This window comes from Singulisphaera rosea (assembly GCF_054877945.1).
In genome coordinates, this window is the sequence record NZ_JBTYIP020000046.1 from 1 (window position 1) to 25,003 (window position 25,003).

A 25,003-nucleotide genomic window follows, 5' to 3' on the forward strand; every position below is an offset into this window, starting at 1 on the left:
ATCCCGAACACGGCCGTTAAGCCCGCCAGGCCCATGATAGTGCCTTTGGCGCGAAAGTCGGTTATCGCCGGAATCTTCCACGAACACCCCCGTGACTCATCCGAGTCACGGGGGTGTTTTTTTGCGCGCGGTGAGCGCGAAGGTGGATTGTTCACCGCAAAGGCATAAAGAAGACCAAGAATGAAGTTCTCATTTTTTGATTTTCCTTTGTGGCTTTGTGCCTTTGTGCCTTTGTGGTGAACAGTCTCCCCTTCCGGTTTAGAAGACAATCTTGGCACGGATGGTTTCAATCTTTCGGTCGTCGATGCGATACCAGAGGATGCGGTAGAGGTAGTTGTCGGAGGTGAAGACATCGATGATCCGGTCGCGCGGGTCGCGGTTGGCGGCGAGGGAGGCGGTGTTGTCGAGCCAGCCGGTGAGGCCGCCGGAGGCCGGGCCGGGGACGGCGGTGCCGATGTGGAGGCCGTCGCCGTTGTAGTGGAAGACGTGGGCTTTCTGGAACCAGCCAAGCATCACGCCGCCGCCCGGGACGCTATCCATACCCACGCAGACCTCGGGCAAGGGGACGGCCCAGTACATTCGACCTCGGTTGTCGTAACGGGCCAACGCCCAGCCCCCCATCCATGCGCCATGGTTGGTCGGTTCTTTCCACGTCTCGCTCTTGCCGAAAGCGTAGAGGGTCCCGTCGTCGGCGCGGACGGCCATGTGGGGGATCATCTTCGCCCGAGAGCGATCGCGGTGGACGAGGACGCGGAGCTTCGCCCAGTCGTAGACGGGGTTTCCGCGCGGGTCTACGCCGGTCAGAGGCAACTCGCAGATCGAACGGGTCTCCTGGTCGCAATAAAGAAGGTTTCCTTTCGCGTCGACGTTCATCCCGAATAGAGAGTACTTGCCGGAGCCCGGTGCCCGGTACCAGGCAATCTCGCCCCGATCGACCAGACGGTCACCATTGGCGTCGTGCCAGGTCCACTGACCGAGCGGGCCCTTCTCGTCGCGACGACCGTCGACCGTCGGCCAACGTCCGCCGACGCGAGTACACGGCTGGAGGGTCTCGCCTTCGCGTCGGTAGACCTGCATCCCGTCCCCCTGGCCGGTGTAGAAGAACTCGTTCGACCCGAGGGTGACGACCCGAGGGATACCGTGGATGTCGGTCGAGTACCGAGGATCGCCGACGAACAGGTTCCCGCGGAATTCCGAGGTCGCGGGTTTGGCGCGGTCGAGGCGATAGCGATTGAACTGGAGTGAGAGGAACTCGTCGGGCTTCCGCCGGGAGTAATTGCCGAGGCCGCCGAACTCGAGGCCGAGTTGCTCCCAGAGGAACGTGCCCTGGGGCGACCAGCGGGCCAGCCGTGCACTGCCGACAGCCAAGGTTTGGATCGTGATCAGGCCCCCCTCGCGATCGACAGCCACTCCTTTGAGGTCGTAGAACCGGTCGGGCGCGGAGTCGCCCGGCGTGGCCTTCTTACCGAACGTCCCGACGAGCTTCGCCGCGCCGTCGGTGGTCGCGTAGATCCTCACCTGGGCCGATGCACCATCGGCGACGTACAGCCGGTCATCCGGGCCGAACGCGAGGGCTCTCACCTCTCCGATGTCCGCGATCTTCTGCGTCGGGGCACTCCCATCGGCACCGAACGCCGAGACTCTCGTCCGTTCGTGACCAACCCAGACTTGCCCATTTCGCCGGATGGCGATCGCGGTCGGGAGGGGGACCGGGAACTCACCCTTGCTCTCGCCCGTCACCTTATGGAAAAGGAGGACGCGACCACCGAGGGCGTCGCAGACGTAGAGGGTCTCGCCCGAAACGGCCAAAGCGTGGAGCGGTCCCTTCTTGAGCTCGTACTCGACCTTCGAAGTTCCCTTGGGGATTTGCTTCTCGGGCCACTCGTAGACTTGGATATGGCCGAGGTTCTCAGTAATGCCCGTGAACGGCTCGAGCTTCCCGTCGGACTTTCGGAACCGCTGGATCTGCTGCTTGGAGTTGTAGGGATCCCGGGGCCAACTCGCCATCGTACAGTAAAGGTACTGGTCGTCGACGGCGACGGCGTAAGGGGCTCCGTTCGGGTCGCCGTTGCGGATCTGGAAATCCGCGTCGTAGACGCTTTTCCCGTCCTTGTCCCACTTCTTGAAATCGGCCCCGGCCTCCTCCCAGTCGTTCGCCGTATAGACGGCCCCGTCCGAGTCGACGGCCACCGAACGCATGTTTCCGGGCGTATGCGTCTTCCGGTCGTTGCCCGAGTTGCCGATGATCCCGACGTTGGTATATGACCCGTTGTTCACGACGACGCGAAGCTCGAAGCCCTCGCCGGAGACGGGTTGATCGAACTGGTCTTGTGCATACCAACGTCCGGAATGGGGACCCGCGTCGAGCGTCTTCAACGACCAGAGCGGTCGGATCAGGCGGCCCGCCGAGTCATAGACCCCGGCGCTCGTGGTCGATTTCGTCTTCAGAGTAAATTCGAAACGACCGGCTCGCTCGGCGCCACTCGACGGCTTCGCCGCGGCTTGCTGAGCGACGGAGAAACCCGGGGGCAAAGCAAGAACGACCGCCAAGCCAAGCAAGGTGCGACGCCAGGACCTCAGCACAGCAGTCTCCCTTCCGACAGGACCGAAACCCCGCAGCAACCTCTTCGCCGTTGATGGCTCCGTCTGGCCGTTGACGAAAGCCCGAACCCCTTCCAGTGTAGTACGCCAAGTCGCCCCTTGGCATGGGTCCACCCTCGTTTCCCCGACTCTCCCCCGGACCGAAGTTGGACGCTACCTTCGCCCCCAGGCGCCCGCTAGAATGGCCCCGCCGAGGCAAAGGTCCAACGTCCACACTACAACGTCGAGGTTCGATGCTCATGGCGAAGCGATCACGGGGTATCCTCGCGCCGGCGGTCCTGGGGATCCTGGCCCTGCTGGGCCGGCCGGGTGCGGTGCCGGCCGCCGAGGGGAAGGTCACCGTCTCGAAGGTCGAATACCGAGGCTGGAAGAACAACCTGAAACTCGACAACGGCGAGGTCGAGCTAATCGTCACCCTCGACGTCGGCCCTCGGATCATCAGCTATCGACTTAATGGCGGGAAGAACGTGTTCAAGGAATATCCCGAAGGGCTCGGCAAGTCGGACGAGTCCGAGTGGATGATCCGAGGCGGGCACCGCCTTTGGTACGCCCCCGAAGATCCCGCGCGCACCTACGCCCTCGACAACAAGCCGGTCTCCTACTCCGAGCTTGCGCCGGGGGTGGTCCGGTTCATCCCGCCCGCCGACACCGAGTTCGGCCTCCAGAAAGAGATCGACATCCACCTCGCTTCCAAAGGGACGGGGGTGACCGTCGTCCAGCGAATCAAGAACATCGGGACGGCCGAGACCGAGCTGGCCGCGTGGTCGCTCTCGGTCATGGCCCCCGGCGGCGTCGAGGTCATCCCGCTCCCCCCCAAGCGTCCCCACCCGTCGAGCCCGAAGGACGCCCGGTCCGCGGCCGACTTCGCGTCCGACGAGGTGTTCACGGCCTGGTCGTACTTCGACTTCCAGGACCCTCGATGGCATTTCGGCACCAAGTTCATCACCTTGCGGCAGGACTCGACGAAGGAGTCGACCAAGTTCGGCCTCCTCAAGACCTCCGGCGGTGTCGGCTATCTCAACGGCGGGACCCTCTTCGTCAAGAAGTTCGACTACCAGGCGGGGAAGCTCTACCCCGACCACGGCGTGAACTACGAAACGTACACCGATCAAAACATGCTCGAGCTCGAGTCCCTGAGCCCCCTGTACAAGCTCGCCCCCGGCGCCTCGCTCGAGCACACCGAGCGGTGGAGCCTCTTCGGGGACCTGGGCACGGTCGGCAGCGACTCCGAGATCGAGGCGAAGATCGCCCCGAAGCTGAAGTAATCCGACGAATCGTCGTCGCTTCGATGTCCTCTCGACGACCACCCCGCCGAATCCGGCGGGGTCACTCCGACAAGTGGACGTCCACGGTGGCCCCTCGAGGGCTGGCCGACGTCCAGAACACGGACGTGTCTGAGAATCCGAATCGGTCGCGGAGTCGTACGAGGATCCGCTCGCGGCGATCAGCCGGCTCGTCGCTGAAGGCGTAGAGCGTGGGCCCCCAGGAACTCTGGCCGGCGCCGTGGAGACCCTGGGATCGGAGCTCGGCGACGATCTCGCCGAGCTCGGGGCGTGCATAGATCCCCCCCTGAGCGGGGGCGAAGCAGCGACCGACATTCTCCTGGATCTCGGTCAAGGCAGAGCCGAAGGCTCGGAGGTCGCGTTCCACGATCGCCGGCAAGAGGCCGAGGAGCAGGAGGCGGCAAAGACGATCGGTCAGCGAGTCCGGGACCGCGGGGAGCTCGGAGAAGGCGTGGAGCTCGTCAGGGCCGTGAAGTCCTGTAACCCTCTCGGGGAGCACGACCAGGACGGCCCATTCGGGGGGAAAGGCCTGGTGGACGAGCAGGGGGGGGATCCCCTCGGAGGACCCTCGACCACCGTCGACGATCAGCCCTCCCCGGGCGAATCCGTGCAGTCCGATCCCCGACCGAAGACCTCGCCCCGCGAGGTCCGCGACCACATCGATCGGCGGATCCGGCTGCCCATCGAGCGCGAGCAAGACGCGGGCGACGGCGAGGCTGAGCTGCGTCCCCACCCCAAGGCCGACGTGCTCGTGGGGAGTATGCCCGACGCGAAGGAACGACGGCGAAGGCAGTCGCCCCATCGCTGACATGCGGGAGGCGACGCGATCGGCGACCTGGATCACTCGCGAGGCCAAGGGCCCTTCGGCCTGCCAGCGGTCCGAGGGTTTGGCCGTCAGCTCAAGCCCCGGCGCGTCGATCATCAGCCCGACGCCGCCAAACTGTCGCGCGAGTTGCGGGCCCCAACCCAATAGGCCGAAGTGGAGACGGCTTGGGGTCACGATCCGGATCCGGGTCATGGCGCGGCATCGCCCCCGTCGTGTCCTCGTCTGTGGGCCCTTTCGAGGACGAAGTCCCGCAAGAGAGCGAAGGCCTGCTCCTCGGCCTCGCCCCCGGTCTTCTCGACGAGGAGGGCCAGCTTGCGGTAGTCGGACAGGATCTCTTCCACCGGGAGGAAATCGACCCGAGTCGCGAGGATCGCCGCCTCGACCACGGCGTGCTTTGCACGGTTGAGGCCGAAGAAGTCGCGATGACGACCCTGTGCGACCGTCTCCACCAGGATTGTGGATCGGTCCTGGTGATCATCAAGCTCGACGACGCGGAACTCGTAGTACCGGCAGGCGTCGGAGAGGATCCGCCCTCGGACGACCTCCGCCGGTCGCGTTTCCGGGTCGACGCGCAGGCCGATCGCCGTCCTCGCCAGGAGCAGGACGTCGTCGGTGACGTGCAGGACGCCCTCGCCGTTCGCCTTCAGGTTCCCGAAGGTGGTGGAGGTCTTGAACGGGCGGAGCACGAACCGGTCCAGCGTCCCTTCGACTTTCGGGCCCATGGGGGCGACGTTGAGGACACCTTGCGGATTGAGCGTCGTGACGACACCTTCGAGGATCACGGTGAGGCCTCGCCCGCCTGGGCCTTCTTGCGTTCTCGGTGGCTGACCTCCGGCTCGGTGAGGAACCCCCAGTCGAGCGCCTGATCCTGGCGATAGGCCTTGTGCAAAGTCAGCGCCGTCTTCGCCTTCATCAGCTCGTGGCCGAGATAGAACGCATGCGAAGGGTCGGTCACCCCCATGCGGTCGAACAAGACGAAGGGGTCGGGGTCGCTGAGGAAGTGGGTGCCATTCATGGCATGGATCATCCCATCCTCGGCGAAGATCCGCCAGTTGGGATCCTTGATCCTCCTCGAGAGCTCGGCCAGGGCCTCGGGCCCGAACCGGGGGACCTTCGGATCCCTGAGCATCACCAGGCCGGGCTCGAGGTGCTTGGGGAGCATCTTCCGGCGCACCGAATGATACATCAGCCGACGTGCCAGGTCGATCTCCCGGACCGAGGAGCGCGCCCAGTTGATCACGGCCGTGGTGAGGATGCTGCCGACGGAGAGCTCCTGACAAAACCCGATGAGCAGGGTGTTGACCCCGCTCGAGTCGACGTCGGTCAGTTCGGTCAGGTTTCCCACTCCCATCATCAAGGCCGCGTCGGGATAGCGGGTCCTCGTCTCGAGATAGCGTCCGAGCGAGGCCGCGAACCCGAAGCCGATCGGCTCGAGGATCGGGTCGACCCGGTAGGGGACACGCTTGCGGTCGAGGAATTCGATCGTAGCGTCGAGCCCATCGAGCGACCCCGGGCGGTCGGGCATCGCCACGACCTCGACGCCCCAGTCCGGGGCGCGCTCGCGATTCGTCGCGTTGACGCTCAGGACGAGGTCTGCCCCGGCGGCCACGGCCAAGGCCACTTCGGTCGGATCGAAGCTGTCCACGGAGACGCGATGCCCCTCGTCTCGGAGCGCCGCGACGGCGTCCCCTACGCCGGTCCAGGGGCCGCCGGGATCGCAGCCGAGGTCGATCCGATCGGCCCCTTCGCCCGCGAATCGTCGGGCGAAGTCGAGGATCTCGACACTGCTCAGCTTCGGGGCGTGGTTGATCTCGGCGAGGATCTCGATGTCGTAGACCCCGTAGCCCTCGAGCCTACGGTCGGAATGGCCGAAGTAGCGGGGGAGGTCTCGCATATCCTCAGGGCCAAGTTCGACGGCTGTCCCGACCTTCTCGACGACGGCCGAGAGGTCGCCGCGACAATGCCCGGGGAGGATGACCCGCTGTATCCCCGGCGGGACCTTGAGGTTCCGGGCGACCCAGCGGGGCGTCATCAGCGCCGCGACGGAAATCGGCAAGACCGCGACCTCGGCCGAGAACCCGGCCCGAGGCGCAAGGTCGTCGAGGACCTGCCGCAAGGAAAACTCGGCCAGCCGCCCTGTCACAAATAGCAAACGAGGCCGGTCCGACTCGACACCGTCGCCCACTCGACTCTCCTCGACGATCAGGCCCGAATGGCCCCGCCGTTGATCCGAAGGATCTGCCCGGTGACGAAGCTCGCGTCCGGCCCGACGAGGAACCTGGCGACCCTGGCGACGTCTTCGGGAGTCCCCCAGCGGGCCATGGGGGTCTCGCGCAGGACACGGGCCTGCCAATCGGGCGAGGCCGTATCACCCCAGGCGGTCCTGATCCAGCCGGGGGCGACCGCGTTGACCCTCACGGTCGGGGCGAGGCTCAAAGCGAGGCTGCGTGTGAAGGCCATGACGGCCCCCTTCGTCGCACAGAAGAGCTCCCCCGAATCCCCCTCCATGCCGGTCTCGGCCTGATCCCAACCCATCGTCACGATGGCCCCGTGGCCTTGCTCCTTCATCCGCCGGCCGACCTCGCGGGTCAGGCGGATCGTGGAGACGACGTCCACAGCCCAGAGCCGGTCGAGCTTCTCCTCGAAGCCGAGCCGGGCCCCCCGGCCCGTCAGTGTGTCGGCCCCGGCGACGTGCAGCCAGGCATCGAGCCCACCCCAAAGGTCCCAGGCCTCATCCACCAGTCGGTCCCCGGCCGCACGGTCTTCGAGGTCGACCATCACGACGTGCGACCGCCTTCCGAGGTCTCTTACTTCGGCAGCCGCCTCCTCGGCGGCTTCGCGGGACGAGCGGCCGTGGATCAGGACATCGGCCCCGGCCGTCGCCAACGCACGCGCCGTCGCGCGGCCGATCCCCGAGGTCGAACCCAGGACCGCGGCGCGCAGGCCACGCAATTCTCGAACGTCGGAAAACGTGGACATAATCCGGGTCGTCGCCTTGTTGGTCGCACTTCGCTCGGCCTACGGGCCGTTCTTCCCTTTGTTTTAGCGGTTTCTCTCGCTCCTCTCAAGGCTTGCGACGTCGAAGGGGGCCGGGCGTTTGACAGCCTCGGCGGCCATCTGGGAAAATCGCAGTCGGGTCGAGCGGCGGCCCGAGCGACCGTCCGACTTCGACTCTCCAGGGCAATCCCCGCGTGATGTCCTCCTCGATCGATCCTCAGTCCTCCGACGCCTCGGGCACCGAGACCCGTCTTCGCGTGGCCGACGCGACCTGTACCGCGTGCGGCTGCCTCTGCGATGACCTCATCCTCGAGACCGACGGGGAGAGGATCGTCGAAGCCACGAACGCCTGCGAACTAGGTCGTGGGTGGTTCCTCGCCGACCACGGGCACCAGGGGATCCCCGTGGCGACGATCGAAGGCCGGCCGGCCTCGGCGGAAGTGGCCGTCGATCGCGCCGTTGAGATCCTCCGCAACGCTCGGGCCCCGATCGTGCTCGGGTTGACGCGTACGAGTACCGAGGCCGTAGCCGCCGCGCTTTCTCTGGCCGATCGCATCGGGGCCGTCGTCGACCCTGGGCCGATCGGGCGGGACACGACCGGGCGGATCCTCGCCGTCCAGCGAGTCGGCCGAGTTTCGGCCACGCTCGGCGAGGTCAAGGACCGTGCCGACACCGTCGTGTTCTGGGGGGTCGACCCGGTCACCACGCACCCTCGCCATTGGGAGCGGTACTCGGTCGAGCCGAAAGGCCGGTTCGTCCCGGAGGGTCGCGCGGGTCGGACGGTGATCGTCGTCGACTCCAAGCGGACCGCCACCGCCGAGCGTGCCGATCTCTTCCTCCAAGTCGAGGAGACGGCCTGGTTCGAAACGCTCTGGACGCTTCGGGCCCTGGTCCGCGGGGTCCGACTCGATCCGGCTCGGGTCCAACGCTCCACGGGCCTCAACCCGACGGCCCTGCAAGGCCTGGCGGAACGACTCAGGGCGGCACACTATGGGGCCTGGTTCCTCGGCGACCCCCCGGGCGGCCCGAAGGCGTTCGAGGCAGCGCTAACTTTGGTCCGCGACCTGAACGCCTTCACTCGGTTTGTGATCCTGGGCCTCGGCTCTCCCGGAAACGCGGTCGGGGCCGAGGCCGCCCTGACCTGGCAGACCGGGTTCCCTTGCGCCGTGAGCCTGGCCGGTCGCTTCCCCGAATCGCGTCCCGGCTCGACCTCGGCGGAATCGCTCCTCACGCGAGGAGAGGCCGACGCCGCACTCGTCGTCGCGCCAGGATTCCCGTCGGGTCTCACCAACGAGGCCAACGAACGATTGAGGGCGATCCCCACCGTCGTCATCGGCCCGAAGGCCACCCAACCCGGCAACTCGGCCACGGTCGCGCTCGACTCGGCGACGTATGGAATCGACTCGCCCGGCACGGTGATGCGCTCGGACGGTGTCGTCTTAACGCTCAGGCCTCCGCTCAAGGCAACCGTCTCATCCGACCTCGAATGGCTCGGGAGGATCGACGACCGACTCGCCCTCGGCCCGGATCGCGGGAAGAGTGTATGATGCAGCGAGTGCAAAGCGGCCTGTCTCCGGAGATCTGCCGGTCGAGTCGAGATGAACCGCGGCGCCTCGGTGGGCAATGCCCACCCTACAAAGATTGCTCAGTTTTTCCTGTAAGGGTGGGCATTGCCCACCGGATCAGCTTGGCGAAGGCCACGAACGCGAAACTCATCGGTAAGGAAAGGAAAGGTTGGTCATGGCAACTCACGAGCCAGAGATCACTGATCAACTGACCCTCGACCTCGAGGATAATGGGCGTTCGGTCTCCGCCGAAGAGTTCGCGAACGCGGATTACCTCGAACCCTGGCGTTATGAGCGGGTCGCCGGGAGGTTGGTCGTCATGGCGCCTGATGGTGGAGATCATGTCGAGACCGCTTCGCCGTGGCTCGAGCGTCTCATCCTCTATCGCGTGCAACACCCGGAGATCGTCGAGATCGTCGTCCCCAATGCCTGGGTCCGGATCGATGACGGGACCGACAGGATTGGCGATATCGGCATTTATCTCATCGGCCAATCCTCGAATCAGAGGATCCCGGACCGGACCCCCGAGCTCATGTTCGAGATCGTCAGCCCAGGCAGCGACTCTCGGAAGCGAGACTACATCGAGAAGCGAGCAGAATATCATCGCCTGGGCATCCGAGAATACGTCGTGGTCGATCGGTTCAAGAAGCGGGTCACGATCTTCACTCGCGAGGGTGAAGCCGTCGTACGGGAGCGAGTCTTGACCGTGGCCGACACCTACGAAACGGTCCTCTTGCCGGGCCTGGCGATCCCCTTGGCCGAGGTCTTCCGGCGATGACGAGGCTTCGGATCGCGGGCGGGCGGGTTGTGGACCCGGCGAACGGCATCGACGATGAGGTCCGGGATCTCTGGATCGAGGATGGACGCGTGATCGCGCCTCCGGACGACCCTGAGATCAAACCCGATCGGACGATCGACGCCCGGGGCTACGTGGTCATGCCCGGGGGCGTGGACGTCCACTGCCACATCGCCGGCTCCAAGGTCAACGCCGCGCGGATGCTCCGGCCCGAGGAGAAGCGCGGGCAAGGGTTCGAGAGGCGGCCCGGCCTGCGGTCGGGGACGCTCGGCAGCGTCCCGAGCACGTTCACGACCGGCTACCAGTACGCGGGGCTTGGATACTCGACGGCGGTCGACGCGGCCATCGCCCCTTTGGGGGCCCGACACGCCCACCACGAGCTTCGCGACACGCCCGTCATCGACAAGGCGATCCTGATCCTCATGGGGAACAACCACGAGGTCATGGATCGGATCCGCGAAAACGACCGGGTCGGGCTCCGCAACCACGTCGCCTGGATGCTGGGGGCGACCAAGGGGTACGGGGTCAAGGTCGTCAACCCGGGGGGCGTCGAGTCCTGGAAGCAGGGGAAGGGGAACGTCTCCAGCCTGGACGACGTCGTCCCGCACTTCGAAGTCACCCCTCGCCAGATCATGGTCGAGCTCGCACGGACCATCGACGAGCTCGAACTCCCGCATCCGATCCACCTGCACACGCAGAACCTGGGCATCCCCGGGAACTGGTCGACCACCCTGGAGACCCTGCGTGCCCTCGACGGCCACCGCGCCCATCTGGCCCACATCCAGTTTCACAGCTACGGGGGATCGCCCGACAAGTCCGGCGGGTTCGATTCCCAGGTCCCGGCGCTCTCCGAGTACATCAACTCCCACGAGGGGCTGACGGTCGACGTTGGTCAGGTTGTGTTCGGCGACACGACGAGCATGACGGCCGATGGCGCGGTGGGGCAATACCTCCACTCGGTGACGGGTCGCAAGTGGATCAGCCAGGATATCGAGCAAGAGACGGGATGCGGGGTCGTCCCGATCACCTACGACGACAAGAACTACGTCCATGCCCTCCAATGGGCGATCGGCCTCGAGTGGTACCTCCGCGTCGACGACCCCTGGCGGGTCGCCATGAGCACGGACCATCCCAATGGCGGGTCGTTCCTGGCGTACCCGCAGATCATCGCGATGCTGATGGACCGCGGCCACCGCGCCGACACGCTCAAACGGCTCCCCGAACGCGTCCGCGCCCGTTCGGGACTGGGCGACCTGACCCGTGAGTACACACTCGCCGAGATCGCGATCATCACCCGCGCCGCCCCCGCGCGAATGCTCGGACTCTCGGGCAAAGGCCACCTCGGCGAAGGGGCCGACGGCGACGTCGCGATCTACGCGCCGGACGACGACAAAGAACGCATGTTCTCGATCCCCCGCTACCTGATCAAAGCCGGTGAGATTGTCCTCGACGACGGCGACTTCCGATACGTCCCGGACGGGCTCACGCGAGTCGCCGAACGGGAATACGACCCGGGTATCCTCCCCGGGCTCAAAGAACGATTCGACCGAGAACATTCGTTTCGATTCAGCAATTTTTCGGTGCGTGATGATGACTTGGGGGAGTACTCGCCACAAAGGCACAAAGACACAAAGGGACAAACCATTTCAAGAGAATAATCATCAAGAATTTCGTCTTTTTAAATTCGTTCGAGAAATTCCTTTATGTTTTTATGTCTTCGTGGTGAACACCTTCTTCGTCCTCCCAACGAGCCCCGATGATCATCAACGGCGTCCCCATCGACGACACATTTGCCGAGGCCTTCCCGATGACGGCCGCGCGGGCGATCGTGACGGCCGCGACGGCGGGGTGGGCGGAGATTGCCGGGCGGACGATGAGTGGTTACGCCACGAGCGTCATCGCCTGCGACGCCGAGGCGGCGATCGAGCGAACGATGTCTCCCGAAGAAACCCCCGACGGCCGGCCCGGGGTGAGCGTGCTCGTCTTCGCGTTCAGCCGGGACGCGCTCGAGAAGGCCCTGTCGAATCGCGTCGGCCAATGCGTCATGACGTGCCCGACAACCGCCTGCTACAATGGGCTCCCCCTCGGGGAGAAGACGATCGCCGTGGGGGGACGGCTCCGCTACTTCGGCGATGGCCGGCAGATCTCGAAACGGCTCGAAGGGCGTCGATACTGGCGGATCCCCGTCATGGACGGGGAGTTCACCTGCGAGGAGACCTTCGGCACGACCAAAGGGGTCGGCGGCGGGAACATCATCCTGTTCGGCACGGATCCTTCGGTCACCTTGGCCGCGACGGAGACGGCCGTGAAGGCCATGCGGGACTGCCCCGACGTCATCCTGCCGTTCCCGGGAGGGATCGCCAGGTCGGGTTCCAAGGTCGGGAGTAAGTACAAGGCGCTCCGCGCGAGCACGAACACGGCGTTCTCGCCGACGCTCCGAGGGCTCGTCGAGTCGGCGTTGCCGCCGGAGGTCCAGTGCGTCTACGAGATTGTGATCGACGGGCTCACGCCCGAAGCGATCGAGCGGGCCACGGCGGTCGGGATCCGCGCGGGGGCGTTGCCGGGCATCGTCGCAATTACCGCGGGCAACTACGGCGGCAAGCTCGGGCCGTTCCACTTCCGGCTCCGCGAGACCCTCGAACGCTACCCTTGAGGATTCCCCCGCAATGGCGCTGACCCTTCGTTGGCGAGGTGAAGACGTCCCGGGCATCGACGCCAAGGGGGTCGACCCGGGTACCTTGGCGGCTTGCTCGGTCGAGGAGATCACCCGCAAGCCCTTGCCTACCGGGAACACGACGGTCGAGCTCGGCCACGTCTTTCAGGTCGAGGGCGACCTCTCGGATCAACACCTGCGGATCGAGGGGGACCTGCGTCGAGTCCGGCGGATCGGGCAGGGGATGGCCTCCGGGACGCTCACCGTCGTTGGTGACGTCGGACCCGAGCTCGGATCGGAGATGGTCGGCGGGACGATCGAGGTCGAAGGGAACGTCGGCGACTGGTCGGGCGCCGAGATGAAGGGTGGACTGCTGAAGATCCGGGGAAATGCCGGTCAGTTCCTCGGTGCGGCCTATCCGGGGAGTCGCCTCGGGATGCGTGACGGGGTCATCCTCGTACACGGCTCGATTGGGGATGACGCCGGATTGGCGATGCGCCGAGGCCTCATCGCGATCGCGGGGACCGCGGGCGAAGGCCTGGGGCGCGGGTTGGTCGCGGGCTCGCTCTTCGCGTTCGGCCCGGTGGGTCGTGGCGCAGGGGCGGGGATGAAACGGGGGACGCTCGCCCTCTTCGGGCTCGAGGATCCGGCCGACCCGGGTTTCCTCCCCACGTTCGCCCCCAGCGGCCGACAGCGCCCGCACTTCCTCACGATCTACCTCGGACGCCTGCGGGATTGGGGCTTCCCGGTACCGGAAGCGACTTTCTCTGGCGCGGTCGACCGATACAATGGTGACCTGGTCGAACGAGGCCAGGGAGAGATCCTGGTCTGGTCCTGATCCGAACCCAGAACGAGACGGCGCGATGAATCTGAATCAGCGGGCACACCGCGTGGTCGAAGGCCTGCTCGCCCGCGCCGAGGAGCGGAAGGTGGCCGCGCACCGGATCGAGCGGGGGGGTTGCTTCGTCGATTGCGGGATCGCCGTCCGGGGCGGACTCCTGGCCGGTCTCGACCTCGCCCGAGTCTGCCTTGCCGACCTCGCCGAGGTCTCGATCGTCCCCGGCGACGTCGCGGGGCGGTCCTGCCCGGTCGTCCAGGTCGTCACCGACCACCCCGTCCGTGCCTGCCTCGGCAGCCAGTACGCCGGCTGGGCGATCAGCGAGGGAAAGTACTTCGCGATGGGCTCGGGCCCGATGCGGGCCGCCCGGGGCGAAGAGCCGATCCTCTCGAAGATCCATGGTCTCGAGGAGGCCGAGGCCGTCGTCGGGGTCCTCGAAGCCCGGAAGAAGCCGACGCCCGAAGTCGTGGCCAAGATCGCCTCGGCCTGCCACGTGCCTCCTTCGGCGGTCACGCTCCTCGTCGCCCCCACGGCCAGCCTCGCGGGCGGCCTGCAGGTCGTCGCCCGCTCGGTCGAGACGGCGCTGCACAAGCTCGCGGAGCTCGACTTCGACCTCTCCCGGATCGAGTCGGCGCAAGGCTCGGCCCCGTTGCCGCCGGTCGCCTCGGGGGACCTCGCCGCCATCGGCCGGACCAACGACGCGATCCTGTATGGCGGCCGCGTCGTCCTCTCGGTCACCGGAGACGACTCGAGCCTGGAAGAGATCGGCCCGAAGGTCCCCTCGACTGCGTCGCCCGACCACGGCGAGCCCTTCGCGACGATCTTCGCCCGATACAACAATGATTTTTATGCCGTGGATCCTCACTTGTTCAGCCCTGCCGAAGTCGTCTTCCACAACCTCGAGTCGGGCCGCGTCCACGCGTTCGGGAAGCTCGCCCCGGAAGTTCTAGCCCGCTCGTTCTTCGCCTAGGCCCCTGTCCCGAAACCTGTTTATTTCTTAAAAATCGGTTTTCTGACGGACTCGCCATCGACTCCCCTCCCGGGATGTCCGGGTGAACTCCCACAGAAACCCGATTTTTAAGAAAAGAACAGGTTCCGGGACGGTTTTCTAACCCCGTCCGATTCCTCCTCGAGCGTCCCCGGAACCATGTCGAAGCTGGTTGCCCTCGTCTCCGGCTTCGGCTGGCACGTCCAGGACCTTCGCAGGGCCGCGCAAGGGTTGGGGGTCGACCTCGAGGCGGTCCCGTTCCCGACCGTGACGGGGCGTGTCGGCCTTGGTGATTCGCGGGTGTCGGCCGGCGGCATCGACCTATCGGCAGCCGACGGCATCCTCACCCGAATGATGCCCCCCGGCAGCCTCGAACAGGTCGTCTTTCGGATGGATGCCCTCCACCGACTCTCCTCGGCCGGTGTCCCGCTGCTGAACCCTCCCGGGGCGGTCGAGACGGCCGTCGACAAGTACCTCGCCCTCGCGCGACTCGAGGCGGCGGGGCTTGCCGTCCCGCCGACGTGGGTCGGCGAGTCGTCGGACGAGGCCCTCGAGGTCTTCCCAACCCTGGGAGGCGACGTCGTTGTCAAACCGCTCTTCGGTTCCGAGGGGCGGGGGCTCGTCCGAGTCTCCGACTTCGAGCTCGCCCGACGGACCTTCCGCACCCTCGAGCGACTCGGGTCGGTCCTGTACGTGCAACGAGCCGTCCGGCACCCCGGCTACGACCTCAGGGTTTTCGTCCTCGGCGGCCGAGTCCTGGGGGCCATCCGGCGCTACGCTCCCGACCATGACTGGAGGACCAACGTCGCCGTCGGCGGTCGCCCGGAGCGTTGCCAGGTCGACACCGAAGTCGAGCGGCTCGCCCTCCGCGCGGCGGAGGCTGTCGGCGCCCCATTGGCCGGCGTCGACCTCCTGCCGGACCTCGACCGAGGTACCCCGGTCGTGATCGAGGTCAACGCCGTCCCCGGCTGGAAGGCCCTGTCCGAGGCAACCGGCGTGGACGTGGCCTCGGAGATCCTGGATTATCTGAGAGACCTTGGCCGATGAACCACGACGGATTCACCCCCGGCCAGCTCGCACAGATCGCCTGCCTCCTGGAAGTCACGGCGAGAAAGCCGGGAAACGTCCACCCGGGTCGAGCCTTCGACGATGCCCACGCCCTCGACTTCTACCTGAGCGCCTCGGCAATCGCGGCTCCCCTCGACCGAGCGAGGACGATCGGGGTCGGTGCCGCCATCCTCGAAGCCGTCGAGGCGACCAGACGCGTCGTGTCGACCAACACGAACCTCGGGATGATCCTCCTCCTCGCCCCCCTAGCCGCCGCGAGTGAAGGGCGAGCCCTGCGAGAAGGAGTCTCCGAGGTCCTCAACTCGTTGACAGTCGAAGACGCCCGGTACGTCTACCGCGCAATCCGCGCGGCTCGCCCGGGGGGACTCGGCAGCGCCTCGGATCAGGACGTCGCCGGCGAGCCCACCGTCACCCTTCTCGAAGCCATGCAACTCGCCGCCGACAGGGACGCGATCGCCAGACAGTACGCCAACGGCTTCGCCGACGTGTTCGACCTCGCGTTGCCCCGTCTCCGCGAGTCGCTCCACCGCGGACTCCCCCTCGAGTCGGCGATTGTCGCGAGCTTCCTGAAAGTCCTTGCGACTCATCCCGATACCTTGATCGACCGCAAGCGTGGGCCCGCCGAAGCCGCCGAGGCCTCGCGACGTGCCAGGGCTGCGCTCGACGCCGGTTGGCCGGACACCGAGGAGGGTCGATGCCATGGCCTCTCTCTCGACGATTGGCTCCGCGCCGAGGGCCATTCCCGGAACCCCGGCGCGACCGCCGACCTGATCGCGGCCGCCTTGTTCGTCGCGCTCCACGATGGGACAATCCAACTCCCCAGGCCGGTCGGCCCGGGCGACTGGTCCGAGCGGACCTTCGCGACTTAGACATTGTTTTAAACATTTAATAAATATCCTCAATCATTTAAATCCTTCATTGATTAACCCAGAGACACCTCCCGATTCCTACTCGTCCAGGAGCAACGCCACGTGTCCGGCTCGCGATATAAGGTCCGCGTCACCAAGGACTATCTCGTCTTCAGCTCGGGGCACTTCATCACCTTCGCCGGGGGACTGTGCGAGCGGATCCACGGCCACAACTATCGTGCGGCCGTCGAGGTGGAGGACGACCTCGATGAGAATCACTACGTCTTCGACTTCATCGCGCTCAGGGACCTGACCCGGGCCATCACGGACGAGCTCGACCACCGCATGCTCTTGCCGGGCGAGAGTTCGTTGATCCGCCTGGAAGACGACGGGCCGAACTGGCGGGCCGTCTATGGCGACCGCTATTGGAGCTTTCCCAAGGACGAGTGTGTCGTTCTGCCGATCCCCAATACGACCACCGAGTTGCTCGCGAATTACGTCGCCGGTCGTCTCCGCGAGGCGCTGACCGAGCGAGGGTTGAACCTTCCCCTCGTGATGCGTGTCGATGTGGAGGAGAGCTTCGGCCTATCGGCGGAGGTCGAGTGGCGGAATCCATCGCGATGATCGTCCAAGTCGCTACATTCCTTCATCGAAATCACAAACCATGGTGGGCAATGCCCACCCTACGGGGAAAGAAAAACATTCTTTGTAGGGTGGGCACTGCCCACCGAGCCGTCACTTCGGGGCCGGAGGGTCCGGGGGCAAGGGCATCCATGGTCGGGCCGCGGCACGGCGGTATTTCGTGGCGAGTCGGTAGTGATACTCCGCCAGGAGATTCGACCGACGAGCCCGATCGTCGAGGATGTCCATGGCCTGGCTCGGCTTGGCCTGACCGTCTCGCAGCTCGTGGAGCGAGCGCCTCGAGTGCATCTCGGCGAGGCGTCGGAATCGGTCGCGACGATGGCCCATGAGCATCGTCAGCCCGATGACGACGGCCAGGACCACGATCATCTCGATCAATCGGCGCGTGGTCTTCCGGGCGAGGCGAGGGGGCCTCGGATGTTGGTCGGGAGCACCGGGCTCGGCGGCCGTGACCTCGAGACGATACCCGACGAACGGGAGGAGGGTCGCGAGGCCGAGGAGCCCCAGCAGGCCCGTGCCGGCGATCAGGAGGGCTTCATCTCCGGGCTGGGAGATGGACAGGATCGCCAGGACCGCCACGCCGACGACCGAGATCAGGGCCGAGAGCCGGCGTATCGTCAGTCGGGGAAGTCTCATCGTTCCGCCCGCGCTTTCGCTTTTAGGGAGGCGTTGGGGAGAAGTCCGGAACCGAGAAGTCAGAAGGTCCGTCGGACAAGGTCGCGAGGTCGTCGACGCCGATCCGGCCGTCGTGGAACGCCGAGGCGATGAGGGCCGTCCCGATCCCATGCCGACGCAAGTTCATGAGGTCGTCGATCCCCGAGACGCCGCCCCCGACCGCCCACTCGGTCCCGGAATATCCGGCGGAGAACTCGCGGATCAGGGGGAACGTGCCAGGCCCCCGGCCCGTGCCAACGCGGGCGAGGTCGAGGACCAGGAATCGCCGGACGCCGAGCATGACGGCCGTCCGGACGATCACGGCCAGATCGTCTCCTCCCCAATCCGCGCCTCGGGCGATCAGCGGGAGACCCTCGCGGAGATCGAGGCTGAAGGTCACGCGCGACGCCCCCACGGCGTAGAGAACCTCGGCCAGGGCGTGGGGACCTCGAATGGTCTCGAGGCCGACGACGAACGTATCGACTCCCGCCTCGAGGATGGGGCCGACTGACGTGGCATCGCGAATCCCTGCGTCGACCCAGAGCACCAGGCCGAGCGACGCGAGGCTCCGATACAGGCCCTCGGCGGGGGGCGCCCCCGCGATGGCGTCGAGATCGGCCAGGTAGAGGTCGCGGAGCCCGAGGACGTCTCGATAGGCCCTGGCCAGGCCAACCGGGTCGGAATCGGGGTGTACGACGCTCCGGATCGGCCGATAATGGTCGCGAGCCCCGGCGATGGCGTGGACGGCCTGGCCGGATTTCAGGTCGAGGACGGGGATCACCCGCAAGGGCATGGGTGCAAGGGCTCCGATGGCAACGACGACGGTCCTGGTCCACGAGTGGGTCACCGGCGGAGGCCTGGCCGGGTCGACTTTGCCCGCCTCCTGGGCGGCCGAAGGGGGGGCCATGCGCCGGGCGATCGCGAGGGACTTCGCCTCACTCCCTGGCGTCCAGGTCGTGATGACCCTCGACGCGAGCCTGCCCGACGAGCCCGGCCCCTGGACGGTCGCCCGGATCGGGCCGGGGGAGGAGTCGGGCCGTCTCGAAGACCTCGCCTCCCGAGCTCAGTTTACCGCGCCGATCGCGCCGGAGACGGATGGGATCCTCGCCGAACTGGCGAGGCGCCTGGAACGGATCCAGGCACGCTCGCTCGGATCGACGCCCCTCGCGATTGAGACGGCCGGCGACAAGCTGCGGACGGCCCAGGCCCTCCGCCTATTGGGGATCGCCACTCCCGAGGGGCGGAAGGTGGACCCCGGCGAGCCCTGGCCGTCCGACGTTTCTTATCCCGCCGTGCTCAAGCCAATCGACGGTGCGGGGTCGGTTTGTACCTTCTTCCTCAAAGACCGAGACTCGATCCCTCGGGAGGCCCGGAGCATGTCCGGGGCCGTGCTCCAGCCGTATGTAGTCGGGGTCCCCTTGAGCGCCAGTTTCCTCGTCGGGCGGGCCGGGGCCCAACTCCTCGCGGTCGGCCGACAAACGATCGAGATCCAAGATCAACGATTCGTCTACCGAGGAGGAGTCCTCCCAGGCCCGAGGAGGATGTTCGACGACTCGGTCCGACGGGCGGCGGAGTCGATCCCGGGCCTCCGGGGCTTCGTCGGGGTCGACTACCTCTGGGACGAACGCGAGCCTCGGCCGATCGTGTTGGATATCAACCCGAGGCCGACAACCTCGTACGTCGGCCTGGTCCGGCTCTTACCGCCGGGAACGCTCGCGGACGCCTGGCTTGAAGCCGTGGGGGGGACCGGCGACCTGAACGCCGGCGGCCTCGCCGAAGTCGTCCACGCGCAGGGACCGCTGACTTTCATGGCCGACGGACAGATCATCGAGACTCGAACCTTGGAAGAGAGAGTGGACCGTGATTGAGGTGCCCGGCCCCTGGATCGCGCTCGACGTCGGCGGGGCCAATATCAAGGCCGCGCACGAGTCCGGGCAGGCGAGGATCCTTCCTTTCGAGCTCTGGAAACGCCCCGACGACCTCGCCCAGGTGCTCGCCAAACTGGCGTCGACCTTCCCCGCGTCGGGACAGGTCGCCTTGACGATGACGGCCGAGCTCTGCGACTGCTACCCGACCAAGACGGTGGGGGTCCTGGCCGTCCTGGACGCGACACTCAAGGCATTTCCGGAACGTCCCGTCCACGTCTGGGGGACCGATGGCCGCTTCCGCGACGTGGCGGACGTTCGCAAGACGCCGCTCGTCGCGGCGGCGGCCAACTGGCTCGCCCTGGCCCAGGTTGCGGCCCGACAGATCCCGGAAGGCCCCGGGATCTTGATCGACATCGGTTCCACGACCACCGACCTGATCCCGCTCTGCGACGGACGGGCGGCGGCCCGAGGCCGGACCGACACGGAGCGGCTGCAGACCGGCGAGCTCGTCTACGCCGGAGTCCGGAGGACGCCGATCTGTGCCCTCGCGACTGAACTCCCCCACCGAGGCCGTCCCACGGGCCTGGCGGCCGAGTACTTCGCCTCGACCCTGGACGTCTACCTGACCCTGGGCGAGATCCCATCCCACCCCGACGACCACGGCACGGCCGACGGCCAGCCGGCGACGGCCTGGGCCGCCCGGGAACGGCTCGCCCGGATGGTCGGGGCCGACCATGACGGCTTCACCACCGAAGATGCCCAGGCCCTCGCGAAAGCGGCCGACGAATGCCTCCTGGCCCGGCTCGCCTCGGCCGCCGATCGAGCCTGCCTGGCGACGGTGGGACGGCCCAGGGCCGCCGTCGTGGCCGGATCGGGCGAGTTCCTCGCCAGGCGCCTCGCCCCTCAAATTCTCGAACCCGGGGCGACTGTCGTCGGGCTCGAGGAGGCCTGGGGGACGCTCGCCTCGAGCGCGGGGTGCGCCCACGCTCTGCTCGTGCTGGCACTCGAGGAATTCGGGCCGAGCGGAGGAGCCGACGCCCAATGACCGGGCCCGTGGTCATCAAGGTCGGGGGAAGCCTCCTCGGCTGGCCGGAGCTCTCCGAACGGCTCGAGGACTTCATGGCGTCGCGAAAGTCCGAGCGTTGCCTCCTGATCGTCGGCGGTGGAGGCACGACGGACGTCATCCGCGACCTGGATCAGATCCACAACCTGGGACAGGCCCGGTCGCACCACCTCGCCTTGCGCTCGCTCGACCTGACTGCATACGTCCTCGAAACGCTACTGCCCAGGTCGACGGTGGTCGAGCGGCCGGATGAGCTCGATCCGGCCTGGGAGCAGGGCCGGGTCCCGATCCTCGCCCCGCGTCGATTCCTGCTCGAAGTCGACGCCCGATCCGCCAAACCGCTCGAGGCGCACTGGGACGTCACCTCCGACTCGATCGCCGCCCGGGTCGCCAGTCTCCTCGGGGCCAGCGAGCTCGTCCTCTTGAAGAGCCGATCCCTCCCAGCCGGAGTCGGGCGAGCCGAAGCGGCCCGGCTCGGCCTCGTCGACCCAGCCTTCCTCGACGTCTCCCGGCCGCTCGGCCGGATCTCCTACGTCAATTTAAGAGAATCTCAGACGATTATCGACTCATTGTGAGCTTGGGGCACCGAACCCCTCGGTCCCCAGCTTGACGGCTGGGGTCGTCGTGCGGGAAAATCCGGGCGGATTCCTCGACGTTTCTCCATCACCCGGTGTTACGAATGGCTCGCCCCGAACTCATCCCCCTGGACCGCCCCGAGGTGGCCCCGCGTGCGATCTCGCCGCGACTTCGCTCCCAGCTCGTCTACTTCATGAGCTCCGAGGGGGCGCCGGGGGTCCCCCCCCTGGGCGAGAACGAATTCTGGTTCGCCACGAACGAGGTCGATAAGTGGGTCGAGGACGGCGTGATCTACCTCGTCTCCCCGCTCGACACGGCCAACATGACCGAGGTCGAGCTGAGCGAGGAGCAGGAGTCGTTCCTCGGTTGGCTCAAGGACAAGGGCGTCCAACACGTCCGACTCGCCGAGTAGCCGGAGGGATGAGAAATCTGAGACTCATCCGCAGATGACGCAGATTGACGCAGATAAATAAAAATCTCCGATATTTTATCTGCGTCAATCTGCGTCATCTGCGGATAGGTTTGTCTTTCCGTTAGGCGAGGATCGGCTTGATCACTTCGCCATGGACGTCGGTGAGCCGCATGTCTCGCCCGCCGAAGCGGTAGGTGAGGCGTTTGTGGTCCATGCCGAGGAGGTGGAGCATCGTGGCGTGGAGGTCGTGGATCTCGACCTTGTTCTCGACGGCGTGATAGCCATAGTCGTCGGTCGCGCCGTAGATGGTCCCCCCCTTGATGCCGCCGCCGGCCAGCCAGATGGAGAACCCGTAGGGGTTGTGGTCACGACCGTCACTCCCCTGGGCCATGGGGGTCCGGCCGAACTCGCCGGCCCAGACGACCAGGGTCGAGTCGAGGAGTCCGCGTGCCTTGAGGTCCTTGAGCAGGCCCGCGATCGGCTTGTCGACGGCGAGGGCGTTCCGCTCGTGACCGTTCTTCAGATCACCGTGCTGGTCCCAGCGGTCGCCGCCGACGTTCGGGCAGAGGAGTTCGATGAAGCGGACCCCGCGCTCGACAAGCCGTCGGGCGAGGAGGCACTGCCTTCCATAGGCCCTTGTATGCTCATACGGGTCATCGAGCCCATAGAGATCCTTGGTCGCGTCCGACTCGCCCGAGAGGCTGAGGAGGTCGGGGACGGCCGCCTGCATCCGGAAGGCGAGCTCGTAGTTGGCGATCGACGACTCGAGGCTGTCGTGGTTCCCCATCCGGCCCAGGACGCCCTTGTCGAGCGAGCGCAGGAGGGACAGCTTCCGGAGCTGGGCGTCGGGCGTGGGCTCGGTCGGCCGGATGTTCGAGACGGCTTCCCCCTTGGCGTTGAAGAGGGAGCCCTGGAACGTCGCGGGCAGGAACCCGTTGTTGAAGCAGTCCATTCCCCCCGGGGGGATCAGGCCGCCGTTCAACACGACGAACCCCGGCAGGTCCTGGCACTCACTCCCCAGGCCGTAAGTCACCCAGGCCCCGTGGCTCGGCCGACCCTGGATGCCGCTTCCGGTGTGGATGAAGTAATTGGCGGCGGTGTGCTCGGAGAAGTTCGAGACCATCGAGCGGACGACCGCGATGTCGTCCGCGCACTGGCCGACATGCCGGAAGAGGTCGCTGACCGGGATCCCGCTCTCGCCGTATTGCCGGAAACGCCAGGGGCACTTCAGGACGCTGCCGACGTTGTTGAACTGGGTCGGCTGCGTCTTGACCTTGATCGGCTGGCCGTGCTCGCGGTCGAGCCGGGGCTTGGGGTCGAACGTGTCCATCTGGGATGGTCCGCCGTCCATGTACAGGAAGATCACGCTCTTCGCCTTCGCCTCGTAGTGCGACGGGCGAGTCGTCGAGGACGGGGACTTCGAGACATCGCCGCTCGTGACGACTTCGCCGAAGGCCCGGTCGCCCAGGAGTGACGTCAGAGCGAGGCCGCCGAACCCGTTCGCGCACCGCAGCAGCATCTCTCGGCGGGACAGCGGCGCGGCCTGAAAATGATTGCAGTGCATCTCGGCCCTCGATCTTCGATGGTGGCGGAACCGCACGGGAGCCCGACGACGTTGGTCAACCACCCTGCCCGGGCACGGCCGGGGCGGGGACGGCAATCGGTGGTTCGTTGCGAATCTTCATGAACGGACGGTCGGTCGCGAGGCGAAAGACGAGCGGATTGACGTCGAGATCCGGCAAGGCCTCCTCCAGGCGCTCGACCCCATCCGAGGTCACCTGGGTCTCGGAAACATAGAGCGACTTGAGCGTCTTGATCGGCTTCAGATGCTCGAGCCCCGCGTCACCGACCTTCGTCCGGGCGAGCCCCAGGACCTCGAGCTTCGTCAGGGTGCGGAGCGGGGCGAGACCGGCGTCGGTGACCTCCGTGAGTCCCAGGTCGAGCGTCCGCAGCCCCGAGAGCTTCGCGAGTTGCCGGACCCCGGCGTCGGTGATCTCGGTGGAATCGAGGAGGAGGTCCTGGAGCGACTTCAAGGGTTGGAGCGCCTCGAGGCCCACGTCGGTGACCTCGGTCTCGCTGAGGTCGAGCGCCTCGAGCTTGGCGAAGCGTCCGATCGTCTCCAACCCCTTGTCGGTCACGTGGAGCTCGACCAGGAGCAGTTCTCGGAGGGCCGACATGGCCTTGAGTTCGGCCAGCCCGGCGTCGGACACCCCCGTGCCCGAGAGATCCAGGGACTCGAGCCGGGTCAGGTCTTTCAGGTGGGCCAGGCCCGCGTTCGTCATCTCGAGCTCGGAGAGGTCCAAAGCGCGGAGGCGGACCAGCCCGGCCAGGTGGGCAAGTCCGACGTCGGTGACCGAGATCGCCCCTCCCAGCCTGAGCGACTCCAGACTTGTCAACTTCGCGATCGGGGCAAGGCCGTCGTCGCTCAGGTCGGTGTCGAACAGGTCGAGCGTCTTCAGCCGAGAAAACTTGACCAGGATCGGGAGACTTTCGACGGAAACCTCGGTCAACGAGAGGTCGAGGACTTCGAGCTTCGTCAGCCCTTTCAGATGGGCCACCCCGGCGTCCGTGACCGAAAGGTTCGAGAGCTCCAGATGGTTGAGCTCGGTCAGCCCCTCGAGGGACTTCAGCCCGGCGTCGGTCACCCCCGTGTCGGAGAGTCCCAGGTGCTCCAGGCGGCCGAAGTCGGCGAGATGAGCCACCCCCTTGTCGGAGAGGTCGGTTTCGGAGAGGTCCAGGGATTTGAGGCCCTCGATCGGTTTGAGTGAGACGACCCCATCGTCGCTCACCGGACAATCGGACACGTCAAGCGTCTCGAGGCCCGTCAGCGTGCTGAGGTGGGCCATTCCCCCGTCATCCACGTTCGAGGAAGAGACGTCGAGCTCGCGAAGCTCGGCGAGCCCCTTGAGATGGACGAGCCAATCGCTGGTGACGTCGGTCTCGGAGAGCCCGAGGGAGCGGAGCTTCGGGAACTGGACGAGGTCGGCCACCTCGGCCTCGGTCGCCCCCGTCCCTGCAAACTCCACCGCCACCACGGGCTTGTCGGGTGCGGAGTCGTCCCGGACGACGCTCCCCCCCAACTCCCGGATCCGTTTCTCAAGGGCGTTCGTCCCCGTAAGGGGCCCGGCCGGGCAGGGGAGTGGAATCGCCATGACCGCCAAGGCGATCACGAACCATCCGCGCCGAGGAAGCCGGCACGTTGGCCGACTCTCGGAGCGGCGATGGACCCTGTCGACCAATCGTAGAGTCATCGACATATACCTCGATCGAGAGCGGCGTGTCGGATCGTCCCGCGCCCAGCAAGGGCGCGCGGTGGCCTTCGCCG

Annotated in this window: 24 protein-coding genes; 14 read left to right on the top strand and 10 right to left on the bottom strand. The window is 66.5% G+C overall.

The window, feature by feature from the left end; translation table 11 throughout:
• Both ACYOEI_RS38900 and ACYOEI_RS38905 read right to left on the bottom strand, forming a co-directional pair.
• The coding region (locus tag ACYOEI_RS38900; protein WP_462855917.1) for a hypothetical protein at positions 1 to 290 on the bottom strand (290 nt) is incomplete at its 3' end.
• Positions 259 to 2,583 carry an NHL repeat-containing protein gene (locus tag ACYOEI_RS38905; RefSeq protein WP_462855919.1) on the bottom strand — a complete coding sequence of 775 codons (2,325 nt, stop codon included), beginning with the start codon at positions 2,581 to 2,583 and terminating at the stop codon, positions 259 to 261. The genes ACYOEI_RS38905 and ACYOEI_RS38900, both read right to left, overlap by 32 nt.
• Before the next feature lie 257 nt (positions 2,584 to 2,840).
• Here ACYOEI_RS38905 and ACYOEI_RS38910 point away from each other — a divergent pair, with 257 nt between their 5' ends.
• Positions 2,841 to 3,866 carry a hypothetical protein gene (locus ACYOEI_RS38910; protein ID WP_462855921.1) on the top strand — a complete coding sequence of 342 codons (1,026 nt, stop codon included), beginning with the start codon at positions 2,841 to 2,843 and terminating at the stop codon, positions 3,864 to 3,866.
• Between the two features lie 61 nt (positions 3,867 to 3,927).
• Here ACYOEI_RS38910 and ACYOEI_RS38915 read toward each other — a convergent pair whose 3' ends face one another.
• From ACYOEI_RS38915 to ACYOEI_RS38930, 4 genes are read right to left on the bottom strand one after another with little or no spacing between them, the layout of a single operon-like run.
• Positions 3,928 to 4,902, bottom strand: a complete 975-nt coding sequence (locus tag ACYOEI_RS38915) for a beta-ribofuranosylaminobenzene 5'-phosphate synthase family protein (protein WP_462855922.1) — start codon at positions 4,900 to 4,902, stop codon at positions 3,928 to 3,930.
• Complete coding sequence (locus tag ACYOEI_RS38920) at positions 4,899 to 5,492, bottom strand: DUF447 domain-containing protein (protein ID WP_462855923.1); 594 nt, start codon at positions 5,490 to 5,492, stop codon at positions 4,899 to 4,901. The genes ACYOEI_RS38915 and ACYOEI_RS38920 overlap by 4 nt, the downstream gene beginning before the upstream one ends.
• A complete protein-coding gene (locus tag ACYOEI_RS38925) occupies positions 5,489 to 6,895 on the bottom strand; it encodes a DUF6513 domain-containing protein (RefSeq protein WP_462855924.1) in 1,407 nt (468 codons plus the stop codon). Before ACYOEI_RS38925 ends, ACYOEI_RS38920 begins: the two co-directional genes overlap by 4 nt.
• A 17-nt stretch (positions 6,896 to 6,912) precedes the next feature.
• Positions 6,913 to 7,689 carry an SDR family NAD(P)-dependent oxidoreductase gene (locus tag ACYOEI_RS38930; protein ID WP_462855925.1) on the bottom strand — a complete coding sequence of 259 codons (777 nt, stop codon included), beginning with the start codon at positions 7,687 to 7,689 and terminating at the stop codon, positions 6,913 to 6,915.
• A 215-nt stretch (positions 7,690 to 7,904) separates the two neighbouring features.
• Between ACYOEI_RS38930 and ACYOEI_RS38935 the strand changes: the two genes are divergently transcribed.
• From ACYOEI_RS38935 to ACYOEI_RS38975, 9 genes are all read left to right on the top strand, one after another.
• Positions 7,905 to 9,254 (top strand): formylmethanofuran dehydrogenase subunit B, encoded by a 1,350-nt coding sequence (locus ACYOEI_RS38935; RefSeq protein WP_462855926.1) that lies wholly within the window; start codon positions 7,905 to 7,907, stop codon positions 9,252 to 9,254.
• Positions 9,255 to 9,447: 193 nt separating this feature from the next.
• The gene (locus tag ACYOEI_RS38940; protein WP_462855927.1) at positions 9,448 to 10,050 is read left to right on the top strand and encodes a Uma2 family endonuclease; all 603 of its coding nucleotides are present in this window, start codon (positions 9,448 to 9,450) and stop codon (positions 10,048 to 10,050) included.
• A complete protein-coding gene (locus ACYOEI_RS38945) occupies positions 10,047 to 11,726 on the top strand; it encodes a formylmethanofuran dehydrogenase subunit A (RefSeq protein ID WP_462855928.1) in 1,680 nt (559 codons plus the stop codon). Before ACYOEI_RS38940 ends, ACYOEI_RS38945 begins: the two co-directional genes overlap by 4 nt.
• Before the next feature lie 98 nt (positions 11,727 to 11,824).
• Positions 11,825 to 12,721, top strand: coding sequence for a formylmethanofuran--tetrahydromethanopterin N-formyltransferase (fhcD, locus tag ACYOEI_RS38950; RefSeq protein ID WP_462855929.1), 897 nt, complete (start codon positions 11,825 to 11,827; stop codon positions 12,719 to 12,721).
• A 13-nt stretch (positions 12,722 to 12,734) separates the two neighbouring features.
• Complete coding sequence (locus tag ACYOEI_RS38955; protein ID WP_462855931.1) at positions 12,735 to 13,559, top strand: formylmethanofuran dehydrogenase subunit C; 825 nt, start codon at positions 12,735 to 12,737, stop codon at positions 13,557 to 13,559.
• A 25-nt stretch (positions 13,560 to 13,584) separates the two neighbouring features.
• On the top strand, positions 13,585 to 14,529 hold the full coding sequence (gene mch, locus ACYOEI_RS38960; protein WP_462855932.1) for a methenyltetrahydromethanopterin cyclohydrolase: 945 nt from the start codon (positions 13,585 to 13,587) through the stop codon (positions 14,527 to 14,529).
• A gap of 177 nt (positions 14,530 to 14,706) precedes the next feature.
• Positions 14,707 to 15,594, top strand: coding sequence for an ATP-grasp domain-containing protein (locus ACYOEI_RS38965; RefSeq protein WP_462855934.1), 888 nt, complete (start codon positions 14,707 to 14,709; stop codon positions 15,592 to 15,594).
• Positions 15,591 to 16,484 carry a triphosphoribosyl-dephospho-CoA synthase gene (locus ACYOEI_RS38970; protein WP_462855935.1) on the top strand — a complete coding sequence of 298 codons (894 nt, stop codon included), beginning with the start codon at positions 15,591 to 15,593 and terminating at the stop codon, positions 16,482 to 16,484. The genes ACYOEI_RS38965 and ACYOEI_RS38970 overlap by 4 nt, the downstream gene beginning before the upstream one ends.
• Before the next feature lie 102 nt (positions 16,485 to 16,586).
• Positions 16,587 to 17,087 carry a 6-pyruvoyl trahydropterin synthase family protein gene (locus tag ACYOEI_RS38975; protein WP_462855936.1) on the top strand — a complete coding sequence of 167 codons (501 nt, stop codon included), beginning with the start codon at positions 16,587 to 16,589 and terminating at the stop codon, positions 17,085 to 17,087.
• Between the two features lie 111 nt (positions 17,088 to 17,198).
• Here ACYOEI_RS38975 and ACYOEI_RS38980 read toward each other — a convergent pair whose 3' ends face one another.
• Positions 17,199 to 17,741, bottom strand: a complete 543-nt coding sequence (locus tag ACYOEI_RS38980) for a hypothetical protein (protein ID WP_462855937.1) — start codon at positions 17,739 to 17,741, stop codon at positions 17,199 to 17,201.
• 22 nt (positions 17,742 to 17,763) lie between these two features.
• On the bottom strand, positions 17,764 to 18,552 hold the full coding sequence (locus ACYOEI_RS38985; RefSeq protein ID WP_462855938.1) for a HisA/HisF-related TIM barrel protein: 789 nt from the start codon (positions 18,550 to 18,552) through the stop codon (positions 17,764 to 17,766).
• Between the two features lie 16 nt (positions 18,553 to 18,568).
• Here ACYOEI_RS38985 and ACYOEI_RS38990 point away from each other — a divergent pair, with 16 nt between their 5' ends.
• From ACYOEI_RS38990 to ACYOEI_RS39005, 4 genes are all read left to right on the top strand, one after another.
• Positions 18,569 to 19,627 (top strand): ATP-grasp domain-containing protein, encoded by a 1,059-nt coding sequence (locus ACYOEI_RS38990; RefSeq protein ID WP_462855940.1) that lies wholly within the window; start codon positions 18,569 to 18,571, stop codon positions 19,625 to 19,627.
• The gene (locus ACYOEI_RS38995) at positions 19,620 to 20,672 is read left to right on the top strand and encodes a hydantoinase/oxoprolinase family protein (RefSeq protein WP_462855942.1); all 1,053 of its coding nucleotides are present in this window, start codon (positions 19,620 to 19,622) and stop codon (positions 20,670 to 20,672) included. The genes ACYOEI_RS38990 and ACYOEI_RS38995 overlap by 8 nt, the downstream gene beginning before the upstream one ends.
• Positions 20,669 to 21,265, top strand: a complete 597-nt coding sequence (locus ACYOEI_RS39000) for an amino acid kinase family protein (protein WP_462855943.1) — start codon at positions 20,669 to 20,671, stop codon at positions 21,263 to 21,265. The genes ACYOEI_RS38995 and ACYOEI_RS39000 overlap by 4 nt, the downstream gene beginning before the upstream one ends.
• 104 nt (positions 21,266 to 21,369) lie before the next feature.
• Positions 21,370 to 21,678, top strand: coding sequence for a hypothetical protein (locus ACYOEI_RS39005; RefSeq protein ID WP_462855944.1), 309 nt, complete (start codon positions 21,370 to 21,372; stop codon positions 21,676 to 21,678).
• Between the two features lie 121 nt (positions 21,679 to 21,799).
• On the opposite strand, the gene ACYOEI_RS39010 is transcribed toward ACYOEI_RS39005, so the two are convergent.
• Both ACYOEI_RS39010 and ACYOEI_RS39015 read right to left on the bottom strand, forming a co-directional pair.
• Complete coding sequence (locus ACYOEI_RS39010) at positions 21,800 to 23,242, bottom strand: DUF1501 domain-containing protein (protein WP_462855945.1); 1,443 nt, start codon at positions 23,240 to 23,242, stop codon at positions 21,800 to 21,802.
• A gap of 55 nt (positions 23,243 to 23,297) precedes the next feature.
• The gene (locus ACYOEI_RS39015; protein ID WP_462855947.1) at positions 23,298 to 24,848 is read right to left on the bottom strand and encodes a leucine-rich repeat domain-containing protein; all 1,551 of its coding nucleotides are present in this window, start codon (positions 24,846 to 24,848) and stop codon (positions 23,298 to 23,300) included.
• Positions 24,849 to 25,003: the final 155 nt, after the last annotated feature.

Bases quoted from the DNA above. Each gene is read 5' to 3' on its own strand.
- ACYOEI_RS38910 (WP_462855921.1), top strand. From the start codon at position 2,841: ATGGCGAAGCGATCACGGGGTATCCTCGCGCCGGCGGTCCTGGGGATC.
- ACYOEI_RS38915 (WP_462855922.1), bottom strand. From the start codon at position 4,902: ATGACCCGGATCCGGATCGTGACCCCAAGCCGTCTCCACTTCGGCCTA.
- ACYOEI_RS38930 (WP_462855925.1), bottom strand. From the start codon at position 7,689: ATGTCCACGTTTTCCGACGTTCGAGAATTGCGTGGCCTGCGCGCCGCG.
- ACYOEI_RS38935 (WP_462855926.1), top strand. From the start codon at position 7,905: ATGTCCTCCTCGATCGATCCTCAGTCCTCCGACGCCTCGGGCACCGAG.
- ACYOEI_RS38940 (WP_462855927.1), top strand. From the start codon at position 9,448: ATGGCAACTCACGAGCCAGAGATCACTGATCAACTGACCCTCGACCTC.
- ACYOEI_RS38945 (WP_462855928.1), top strand. From the start codon at position 10,047: ATGACGAGGCTTCGGATCGCGGGCGGGCGGGTTGTGGACCCGGCGAAC.
- fhcD (WP_462855929.1), top strand. From the start codon at position 11,825: ATGATCATCAACGGCGTCCCCATCGACGACACATTTGCCGAGGCCTTC.
- ACYOEI_RS38955 (WP_462855931.1), top strand. From the start codon at position 12,735: ATGGCGCTGACCCTTCGTTGGCGAGGTGAAGACGTCCCGGGCATCGAC.
- mch (WP_462855932.1), top strand. From the start codon at position 13,585: ATGAATCTGAATCAGCGGGCACACCGCGTGGTCGAAGGCCTGCTCGCC.
- ACYOEI_RS38965 (WP_462855934.1), top strand. From the start codon at position 14,707: ATGTCGAAGCTGGTTGCCCTCGTCTCCGGCTTCGGCTGGCACGTCCAG.
- ACYOEI_RS38970 (WP_462855935.1), top strand. From the start codon at position 15,591: ATGAACCACGACGGATTCACCCCCGGCCAGCTCGCACAGATCGCCTGC.
- ACYOEI_RS38980 (WP_462855937.1), bottom strand. From the start codon at position 17,741: ATGAGACTTCCCCGACTGACGATACGCCGGCTCTCGGCCCTGATCTCG.
- ACYOEI_RS38985 (WP_462855938.1), bottom strand. From the start codon at position 18,552: ATGCCCTTGCGGGTGATCCCCGTCCTCGACCTGAAATCCGGCCAGGCC.
- ACYOEI_RS38990 (WP_462855940.1), top strand. From the start codon at position 18,569: ATGGCAACGACGACGGTCCTGGTCCACGAGTGGGTCACCGGCGGAGGC.
- ACYOEI_RS39000 (WP_462855943.1), top strand. From the start codon at position 20,669: ATGACCGGGCCCGTGGTCATCAAGGTCGGGGGAAGCCTCCTCGGCTGG.
- ACYOEI_RS39005 (WP_462855944.1), top strand. From the start codon at position 21,370: ATGGCTCGCCCCGAACTCATCCCCCTGGACCGCCCCGAGGTGGCCCCG.
- ACYOEI_RS39010 (WP_462855945.1), bottom strand. From the start codon at position 23,242: ATGCACTGCAATCATTTTCAGGCCGCGCCGCTGTCCCGCCGAGAGATG.